Source organism: Streptomyces sp. AHA2 (assembly GCF_036857595.1).
In the GTDB taxonomy this organism is placed as follows: domain Bacteria; phylum Actinomycetota; class Actinomycetes; order Streptomycetales; family Streptomycetaceae; genus Streptomyces.
This window is the reverse complement of the sequence record NZ_JAUQWJ010000005.1, coordinates 394,299-403,993: the sequence shown is the minus strand read 5'-3', so window position 1 is coordinate 403,993 and position 9,695 is coordinate 394,299. Positions and strand designations below refer to the sequence as shown.

General features: G+C 74.4%; 5 protein-coding genes. 3 read left to right on the top strand and 2 right to left on the bottom strand.

What is annotated here, in order from left to right; genetic code table 11:
- The first annotated feature begins 98 nt into the window (after positions 1–98).
- Positions 99–638: a flavoprotein gene (locus Q5694_RS14440; protein WP_333933282.1), complete on the top strand. Its 540-nt coding sequence runs from the start codon at positions 99–101 to the stop codon at positions 636–638.
- A 373-nt stretch (positions 639–1,011) separates the two neighbouring features.
- Complete coding sequence (locus Q5694_RS14435) at positions 1,012–3,327, top strand: ricin-type beta-trefoil lectin domain protein (RefSeq protein WP_333933281.1); 2,316 nt, start codon at positions 1,012–1,014, stop codon at positions 3,325–3,327.
- An 18-nt stretch (positions 3,328–3,345) separates the two neighbouring features.
- Here the strand turns inward: Q5694_RS14435 and Q5694_RS14430 are convergent, their stop codons facing one another.
- Positions 3,346–4,575 carry an SLC13 family permease gene (locus tag Q5694_RS14430; protein ID WP_333933280.1) on the bottom strand — a complete coding sequence of 410 codons (1,230 nt, stop codon included), beginning with the start codon at positions 4,573–4,575 and terminating at the stop codon, positions 3,346–3,348.
- A 164-nt stretch (positions 4,576–4,739) separates the two neighbouring features.
- The gene (locus Q5694_RS14425) at positions 4,740–7,127 is read right to left on the bottom strand and encodes a SpoIIE family protein phosphatase (RefSeq protein WP_333933279.1); all 2,388 of its coding nucleotides are present in this window, start codon (positions 7,125–7,127) and stop codon (positions 4,740–4,742) included.
- A 261-nt stretch (positions 7,128–7,388) separates the two neighbouring features.
- Between Q5694_RS14425 and Q5694_RS14420 the strand changes: the two genes are divergently transcribed.
- On the top strand, positions 7,389–9,644 hold the full coding sequence (locus Q5694_RS14420) for a glycoside hydrolase family 9 protein (protein ID WP_333933278.1): 2,256 nt from the start codon (positions 7,389–7,391) through the stop codon (positions 9,642–9,644).
- Positions 9,645–9,695: the final 51 nt, after the last annotated feature.

Below are 9,695 nucleotides of genomic sequence, written 5' to 3'. Positions count from 1 at the left end.
GTGTTCCTAGACAGCTCCACCACATCGGAGGTCTTCGCCATGTTCAAGACCCGCCAGTGTCAGCAACGCTCGTGATCGATACACCTAGGGTGTGCGGGATGACCGCACAGGAACCAGCCCGCGCACCCTTCCTCTACGTCGTCGTCTGCGCCGCCGGCGTCGCCGACGGTGTCGGCGAACTGGTCACCGCGGTGCAGGAGCGGGGCTGGGAGGTCGGTGTCATCGCCACTCCGGTCGCGATGAACGGCTTCTTCGACACCGCAGCCGTCGAGGCCCTGACCGGCAGGCCCATCCGCTCGGCCTGGCGCACCCCGGGCGAGCCCCGCCCGTTCCCCGCACCCGACGCCGTGGTGGTGGCACCCGCCACGTTCAACACCGTCAACAAGTGGGCGGCCGGACTGGCCGACACCCTCGCCCTGGGCACGCTGTGCGAGGCGGCCGGGCTCGGCGTGCCGATCGCGGTGCTGCCGTGCGTGGCCGGCGCGCTGGCCGCCCACCCGGCCTACGGGGAGAGCCTGAAGCGGCTGCGCGGCATGGGCGTGCGGTTCGGCGAGCCGTACACGGCGGAGCCCCGGGCGGACGGCGGCGGGGCGCGATTCGGGTGGGAGCGGGCACTGGACCTGCTGACGGACGGCTGAACCCCCGTGTGCGGCGCCGGTCGTGGCTCGCGGATCCGTCCGGGATGCACGACCTGCGGCCCGCCCGACCGCGGCCCGGGCGGGACGGGCGTGGTTTCCGGCAGCCGGGTTCCGGGTGAATACACGCCGGCGAAAACAAGATGGCCAATACCGCGATCTCGGCGGCCGCAGTGATTGACATTCTGTCAAAAGGCGCTGGTCGCGTGCCCCATGGGGGAAACGGTGAGAGTGCTTGTTCCGCTTTGCTGACCTGTGCAAAGGTGTGCCCTGTCGGCGTGTCCACAACACGCCGCTCTTTCGTGCGCGCGCGGCCTCCCGGTCGGCATACCCCTTGGTATGGACTTATTCCGCATGTCCCTGAGAGGAATGCAGTGTGAAAGACGCAGGCCCGTCGAATTCACCGGACACGGCCCGCGGGTACGGCCCGACGGACGAGCAGCTCAGCGCCGAGCTCCGCAAGTGGACCGGTGCCACACCCGCACTGCACCCCGTCGGCGAACTGCTGGACCGGCACTGGGAGGCGGCCTTCGCCTACGCCCGGCTGTGCACCGACGGCCCGCGCCCGGCGGGGATGCTCACCACCGCCGCGTTCACCCGGCTGTTCGGCGAGACCCTGCGGCAGAACGGCCCCACCTCGGCCTGGCGGCCCCATCTCCTCGTCACCGTCCGGCGCATCGCGGCCGAATGGTCCGGTGACCACCGCCGCGAGACGCTCCACCCCGATCTCCTGACGGGGAGCGCGGAGGGTGCCCGCCCGGCCGCGCGACTGCTGCCGGCGCCGCACCGCCGCCTGCTCGCCGGAGCGTTCCAGCGGCTGCCCCAGTCCGCGCGCTGCCTGCTGTGGCACGTCGAGGTCGAGCGGGAACCGCTCGGCTCCCCGGCCGCGCTGCTCGGCCTCGACGAGGAGGGTGCCCGCGTCGAACTCGGCCGGGCCCGCGACCGGCTGCGTGAGGAGTGCCTCCAGCTGCACCGCGAGCTCGCTCCGGACGAGGAGTGCCGCCGCTATCTGCGTCTGCTCGACGTGACGTACCGCCGGGGCGGCCGGAACACCGACCCGGATCTGCGCACGCACATCGAGGGCTGCCGGCACTGCAGCGCCGCGGCCGACCAGCTGGACCGGTTCAACCACGGACTCGGCACGGCCCTGTCCGAGGCCGTCCTCGGCTGGGGCGGAGCGGAGTACGCGCGGAGCAGGACGGCCGCCCCCGGCCCCTCCCCGTCCGCCGCTCCGACCCCGAGCACGCCCCCCGCCGGCTTCGCGCCCCCGGCCACCGGCACCCCGGACGGCCTTCCGGGGCAGCGCCGGGACCTCACCGCCGAGGGCGGCGACGCGTTCGGCCACGGGGCTGCGTCCTTCGGCTCCGCGGGTGACGAGGCCGGCCACCGTGCTGCCGCCTTCGGCCCCGAGGGCCGCGACGAGATCGGCTCCCGTCCCCCGCGCCCCGTCCCCGAAGCCGCCCCTGATCCGGTCGCGCTGGCGCGGGCGGCCTTCCCCGATCCCGTCGGACCTGTCCGTCCTGCCCGTCCTGCCGGTCCGGTCGATTCCGTCGATCCCGTGGCGCTCGCCGGTGCGATCGGGGAGTCGTTCACCGACCCGGGCGGCCCGCTACCGGTCTCCGCCCCGCCGCAGCCCGTGCCCCGGGCCGGAGCCGGCGCACCGGCCGACCGCGATCCCCACGGCCGGGACGCCCCGCACGCCTCACCCGTGACCCCATCCCCGGCGGACGGTCCCGCGCCGCGCCCGCGTGCCGTGGGCCCCCGCACCGCCGCCCGCCGCGCCGCCCGGAAGGCCGCACGCCGCGCCGCACGCCGCCGCAATCTCACCGCCGGTGTCCTGACCCTCGGCGGTCTCGTCGTGCTCCCGCTCGTCCTGTGGACCATCGGCGACTCCGGTGACGGTCCGCCGGCCGGCGCGGAACGGCAGGCCGGGGAGGTACCCGATGCGGACGAGCCGACCACCGGGCCGTCCCGGATCGGTGCGGGCGAGGCCGGGAAGGACACCTTGCGCGGCCGGCTGCGCAACGTCGGCTCGGACCTGTGCGTCGGCCTCGACGGGGGCGAGGCGGTCGAGGGCGCCGAAGCCCTGCTCACCGACTGCGACTCGGATCCCGCTCTGCAGTGGACCTACGAGACCGACGGACTGCTGCACAGCGGCGCCGACCCCGGTCTCTGCCTCGACTCCGGCCTCGGCTACTCGGTGCGGCTCGCCCCCTGTGCGGGCCCCTCCGGAGCGGGAACCGAGGACGTCCGCTACGACTTCACCCTGCAGGGCGCGCTCGTGCCCAGGTCGGACCAGGACCTGGCACTGACCCCGTCCGCGACGGACGGCTCGGGCGCCCTGGTCCTCAAGACCCGGACCGACGACGCGGTGCAGCGCTGGGCGATCGACACCTCCAAGGCCGACCTGCGGATGAAGGCGGTCACCTGGAACGCGCCCGGCCCGGCCCGGTCGTCCCGGTCCGCCTCCACCCCGCCGGCGAGGCCGGCACCGGCGCCGACCCCGGCTGCGGCCACCCCCAGTTCCTCACCGACCGGCCAGGAATCCACCCGGCCCCCCTGCCTGCGCTACGGCTACCCCTGCGAGGAGGACGGCCGGTACGGACAGCCCGGCCACGGATACCCGGGCTACGGATACCCGGGCTACGGATACGGCGGCGGCCGCGGTCACGACGGCGGCGGCCGTCACTGACCGGACGCACCGGGGCGGTCAGTAACCGACGACGTTCAGCGACAGCCACAGCGCCGCCACGGCCGGCACCAGCGCGGCCGGCACCGCGAGCAGCCCCAGCCGGGTGAACTCCCCGAGGCCGATCCGGTGCCCCCGCTGCTGCGCGATCCGCCGCCACAGCAGGGTCGCCAGGGATCCGGCGTAGGTCAGGTTGGGGCCGATGTTGACCCCGATCAGCACGGCCAGGACCGCCCCGGGCCCGGCTCCGGCGGTCAGCGGCAGCAGGACCAGCACGGCCGGCAGGTTGTTGATGAGGTTGGCCAGCACCGCGGCCAGTGCGGCCACGGCCAGCAGCGCGAGCAGGCCCGTCCCGCCGGGCAGGACCCGCCGCAGCGCGTCGGCGAGCCCGTGGTCGACGACCGCCCGCACGACGACGCCGAGGGCCAGCACGAACGCGAGGAACGCCGGGGCAGCCGACCGCACCACCGCCAGGGGCGTGGCCTTCCGGCGTGCCAGCGCGCGCCCGGCCAGCACCAGGGCACCGGCCAGGGCGGCCCACGCCGGGGAGATCCCGACGGCCGAGGCCAGGACGAACCCGGCGAGGGTGCAGCCGACCGTGACCAGCGCGAACAGCGGCAGCGGCGCCGCGGGCCCGGCCGGGCCGGGGGAGGGGAGGGGTGCCGTCAGCTCACGGTCGAAGAAACGCCGGAACACCAGGTACTCGGCGATGACCGCGACCAGCCAGGGCAGCGCCATGAGGGCCGCGAAGCGGGTGAAGGTCAGGCCGCTCGCCGTGAAGGCCAGCAGATTGGTCAGGTTGGAGACCGGCAGCAGCAGCGAGGCGGTGTTCGACAGATGGGCGCAGGCGTACAGGTGCGGACGGGCCTCGACACCCATGCGGGTGGCGGTGGCCAGCACCACCGGGGTGAGCAGGACGACCGTGGCGTCCAGGCTGAGCACGGCCGTGATCAGGGAGGCCAGGACGAACACGGAGGCCAGCAGCCGCACCGGCCGCCCCTCGGCCCGGCGGGCCATCCACGCCCCGCATGCCGTGAACAGCCCCTCGACGTCGCAGAAGTGGGCGAGCACCAGCACGGCCGCCAGGAAGCCCACCACCGGACCGAGCCGCTGGATCTCCTCCCATGCGTGGCCGGGGGAGACGAGACCCACGGCGACGGCCAGGGCGGCGGTCGGCACCGCCAGCACGGCCTCGGGCAGCCCCCGGGGCCGGGCGACGGCCCAGACGAGCACGGCGACCAGCAGCGTCACGGACAGGACTGTGGCGAGCGGGGTGTTCAGGGCGGGTCCTCCGTGACGTGATCACGACGTGCCCGCCCATGAAACCAGGCCCCGGTAAGAACTCCGCGAGAGCCCTGCCCGCCGCACCGCCCGGGCCACCGCCCACCCGCGGGGCCGACGGCGGGCGGACCGCGTCAGAGGTCCTCGACCAGCGCCAGCTCCGCCCAGATCGTCTTGCCCTCGGCGGTGTGCCTGCTGCCCCAGCGCTGGGTCAGCTGGGCGACCAGCAGCAGCCCCCGGCCGCCCTCGTCCCAGGTCTTGGCGCGACGCAGGTGCGGGGCGGTGTGGTTGGTGTCGGACACCTCGCAGATCAGCGTGGCGGCGTCGTGGATGAGCCGGAGCCTGATGGGCGGGGCGCCGTAGCGGATGGCATTGGTGACCAGCTCGCTCACCACCAGCTCGGCGGTGAACGTGGCCTCGACGAGTCCCCACCGTTCGAGCTGGTCCACGACCTGCTTGCGGATGGGCGCGACCAGCGCCGGGTCCGCCGGGATGTCCCACGTCGCCACCTGGGAGGACGGCAGGCCGCGGGTACGGGCCAGCAGCAGGGCCACGTCGTCGGCGGAACCGCCCGGCGGGAGCAGGGAGTGCAGGACCCGGTCGCACGTCTCGTCCAGGGAGTCCGAGGGGACCGACAGCGCCTGCAGGATCATCTGCGCGCTCGTGTCGACGTCCCGTTCCCGGCTGGCCAGGAGGCCGTCCGTGTGGAAGGCCAGGACACTGCCCTCGCGCAGCTCCACGTCGACGCTCTCGAACGGCAGCCCCCCGACACCGAGCGGCGGTCCCGAGGGCAGGTCGAGCCGGCGCGCCGGCCCGTCGGGCGGGGCCAGCAGCGGCAGCGGGTGCCCGGCGCGGGCCAGCGAGCAGCGCCGGGACACCGGGTCGTACACCGCGTACAGGCAGGTGGCGCCCACCTCGCCGGTGCCCGCGTCACCGCCGGACTCCTGCGACAGCCGCACGACCAGGTCGTCGAGGTGGGTGAGCAGTTCGTCGGGGGCCAGGTCGATGTCCGCGAGGGTGCGCACGGCGGTGCGCAGCCGGCCCATGGTGGCCGAGGCCTGGATGCCGTGGCCGACGACGTCCCCGACCACCATGGCGACCCGCATCCCGGACAGCGGGATGACGTCGAACCAGTCGCCGCCCACCCCGGAGCGGGTGGCCGGCAGATAGCGAGAGGCCGCCTCGACGGCCGCCGTGCGCGGCAGGGTCCGCGGCAGCAGGCTGCGTTGCAGGGTGAGGGTGGTCTCACGCTCGCGGGAGTAGCGGCGCGCGTTGTCGATGCAGACGGCGGCCCGGGCCGTGACCTCCTCGGCCAGCAGGACGTCGTCCTCCGTGAAACCCTCGGGGCGCCGGAAGCGGGTGAACACGGCGACGCCCAGGGTGGTGCCCCGGGCCGTGAGCGGGACCGACATCGTGGAGTGGACGCCGTGGTCGCGGATCCGGCTGAAGCGCGCCGGGTCCCAGCCCAGCCACCGCTCCAGATCGCCCGACGAGCCCGAGGCGACGACCGTGCGGCCCGCGGACAGGGAGGCGGCCTGGGGGGAGGTCTCCGGGTAGAGGTCCTTCTGCCCCGGCTCGGCGACCGCCTCGGGCTCGCCCGGGCTGACCGACCGGTGGGCCGCCCGGCGCAGGGTCACGGGCGGAGCGGGCGGCCCGGCGGACTCGCCGCCGTGCTCCTGGGGGTCCAGCAGGTCGACGCTGACGAAATCGGCGAGGGCCGGGACGCACACGTCCGCCAGCTCCTGGGCCGTGCGGGTCACGTCGAGGGTGGTGCCGATGCGCACGCTGGCCTCGTTGACCAGTTGGAGACGCTCGCGCGAGCGGTACTGGTCGGAGAAGTCGTGGGCGGTCACGCACACGCCCCGCACGCGCCCGTCGGCCCCGGTCAGCGGCGCCATCCGGGCCAGCCACGCGTGCGGCCCGCGGGTCTCGCCCCCGGCCTTCATGTACGTCTGCATGTCCTGCCGCCGGCCGGTGCTCAGCACCCGGCGCAGACGCTCCTCCAGCTCCCGGTTCTGCGGCCGGCTGCCGAGGTCGGTGGGCCTGAGCCCGAGCAGCCGCTCCGCGGGCAGGCCGACGATGTCCGCCATGGCGTCGTTGACCCCGCGCAGCCGTAGCCGCTCGTCGTAGATCATCGTGGCGCAGGGCGACTGGCGCAGCGCCTCGCGCACCAGCGGGTCGTCGTCGGGCAGCCCGTGGCGCGGACCCTGAGGCGGGGACACGGCGAGCCAGTCGGTGGTCCGCGGGCCGTCCGGGGGCCGGCGGTGGGCGACCACCCACACCGGCACCGGGTGCCCGTCGCGGTGGCGGAGTGTGAGGGTGCCGCTCCAGCGGTGGTCGTCTTCGACCAGGGGCGGTGCGGCGCCGTCGGCCAGGAGCTCGGCGGCCGGGCGTCCCACCACCTCGGCGGCGGTGTGGCCCAGCAGGCGGCGTGCGCCCTCGTTCCACTCGGTGAGCGTGCCGTCCACGGCGATGACGGCGCGGGCGGTCACACCGTCGTCGAACGTATCGTCCGGGCTCATCGTCGCCACTCCATACGGACACTCTCAGTGAACGGAAGCGCCACCAGAGTCCCAGACTAGTGCGTGGGCGCCCGGCGTGAACCGGTATCCCCGGGGACGCCCGGCCCGTGCGGACCGCGAGCAGCCGGGGCCCCGCGGTGACAGCCGGTCCTGTCCCAACCGTTGACGGGGCGTCACGTGGGCACGACCATGGCGTGCGTCCGCTTATGGGAGCGCTCCCAATGCGAGCGTCCGCCCGCACCTCCGCCGAGGAGTCCAGACGTGCACCGACGCAGAACCGCCCTGCTGTCCCTGACGGCCCTGCTCGCGACGGCGCTCACCGCACTGCCCGCCGTGCCGGCCGGGGCCGAGGAGACCGAGCAGGTCAGAAACGGCACCTTCGACACCACCACGGAGCCGTGGTGGACGACCGCGAACGTCACCGCGGCACCGTCCGACGGCAGGCTGTGCGCCGACGTGCCCGGCGGCACCGTGAACCGCTGGGACGCCGCCGTCGGGCAGAACGACATCACGCTGGTGAAAGGGGAGTCCTACCGGTTCTCCTTCAGCGCCACCGGCACGCCCGCCGGACACGTCGTCCGGGCGATCGTGGGCCTGTCCGTCGAACCGTACGACACCTACCACGAGGTGACGCCGCAGCTCAGCGTCTCCGGCGACACCTACTCCTACACCTTCACCTCGCCCGTCGACACCACCCGGGGCCAGGTCGGCTTCCAGCTCGGCGGCAGCGCGGAGCCCTGGCGCTTCTGCATGGACGACGTCTCCCTGCTGGGCGGTGTCGCGCCGGAGCCCTACGAGCCCGACACCGGACCCCGCGTCCGCGTCAACCAGGTCGGCTACCTGCCCGCCGGGCCGAAGAACGCCACGCTCGTGACCGACGCCACGGCGAAGCTTCCCTGGGAGCTCAGGACCGCGCGCGGCACGGTGGTGGCCCGGGGCACGACCGTCCCGCGCGGCGTGGACGCGTCCTCCGGGCAGAACGTCCACTCGATCGACTTCGGCGCGTACCGCGCGAAGGGCACGGGCTTCACCCTGGTCGCCGACGGCGAGACCAGCCGCCCCTTCGACCTCGCCGGCGACGTGTACGACCGGCTCCGGGTGGACGCGGCGAAGTACTACTACACCCAGCGCAGCGGCACCCCGATCCGCGAGGACCTGCGCCCCGGCTACGGCCGCCCGGCCGGCCACGTGGGCGTGGCGCCCAACAAGGGCGACACCGACGTGCCCTGCCAACCGGGTGTGTGCGACTACACGCTCGACGTGAGCGGCGGCTGGTACGACGCCGGTGACCACGGCAAGTACGTCGTCAACGGCGGCATCTCCACCTGGGAGCTGCTCAGCACCTACGAGCGCGCCCTGCACGCCCGCACGGGCCGGACCGGCCCGCTCGGCGACGGGTCCCTCGCCCTCCCCGAGAGCGGCAACAAGGTGCCCGACCTGCTCGACGAGGCCCGCTGGGAGCTGGAGTTCCTGCTGAGGATGCAGGTGCCCCCGGGGGAGCCGCTGGCCGGCATGGCCCACCACAAGATGCACGACGAGCAGTGGACCGGACTGCCCCTGATGCCCCATGACGACCCCCAGAAGCGCGAGCTGCACCCGCCGTCCACGGCCGCGACCCTGAACCTGGCCGCCACGGCCGCGCAGGCCGCCCGGTTGTACCGCCCCTGGGACAAGGCGTTCGCGGGCCGGGCCCTGGCCGCCGCCCGCACGGCCTGGTCCGCCGCGCTCACCCACCCCGACCGCTACGCCTCCGAGAGCGACGGCGTCGGCGGCGGTGCCTACCCCGACCGCGACGTGACCGACGACTTCTACTGGGCGGCGGCCGAGCTGTACCTCACCACGGGGGAGCGGCAGTTCGAGGAACACGTGCTGACGTCCCCCGTGCACACCGCCGACCTCTTCACCCCCGTCGGCTTCGACTGGGCCCGCACCGGCGCGGCCGGCCGGCTCGACCTCGCCACCGTGCCGAACAAGCTGCCCGGCCGGGACCAGGTGCGCCGGTCCGTGATCAAGGGCGCCGACCGCTACCTGGCGACCCTGAAGGCCCACCCCTACGGCATCCCGTACGCGCCGGAGGGCAACGTCTACGACTGGGGCTCCAGCCACCAGATCCTCAACAACGCCGTCGTCCTCGCCACCGCCTACGACCTCACCGGTGCCGCCGGGTACCGCGACGGGGCGCTGCAGAGCATGGACTACGTGCTGGGCCGCAACGCCCTGAACATCTCCTACGTCACCGGCTACGGCGAGGTCAGCGCGCACAACCAGCACAGCCGCTGGTACGCCCGCCAGCTCGACCCGAACCTGCCGAACCCGCCCCGGGGCACCCTCGCCGGCGGCCCGAACTCCCAGATCCAGGACCCCTACGCGCAGAGCAAGCTGCAGGGCTGCGTGGGGCAGTTCTGCTACATCGACGACATCCAGTCCTGGTCGACCAACGAGCACACGATCAACTGGAACGCCGCCCTGACCCGCATGGCGTCCTTCGTCGCCGACCAGGGACGGCACCTGAGGTGAGGGCCGCGCGCGTGCCGGGGCCGGGCCGCCGGCGGACCGCCCCCGGCACGC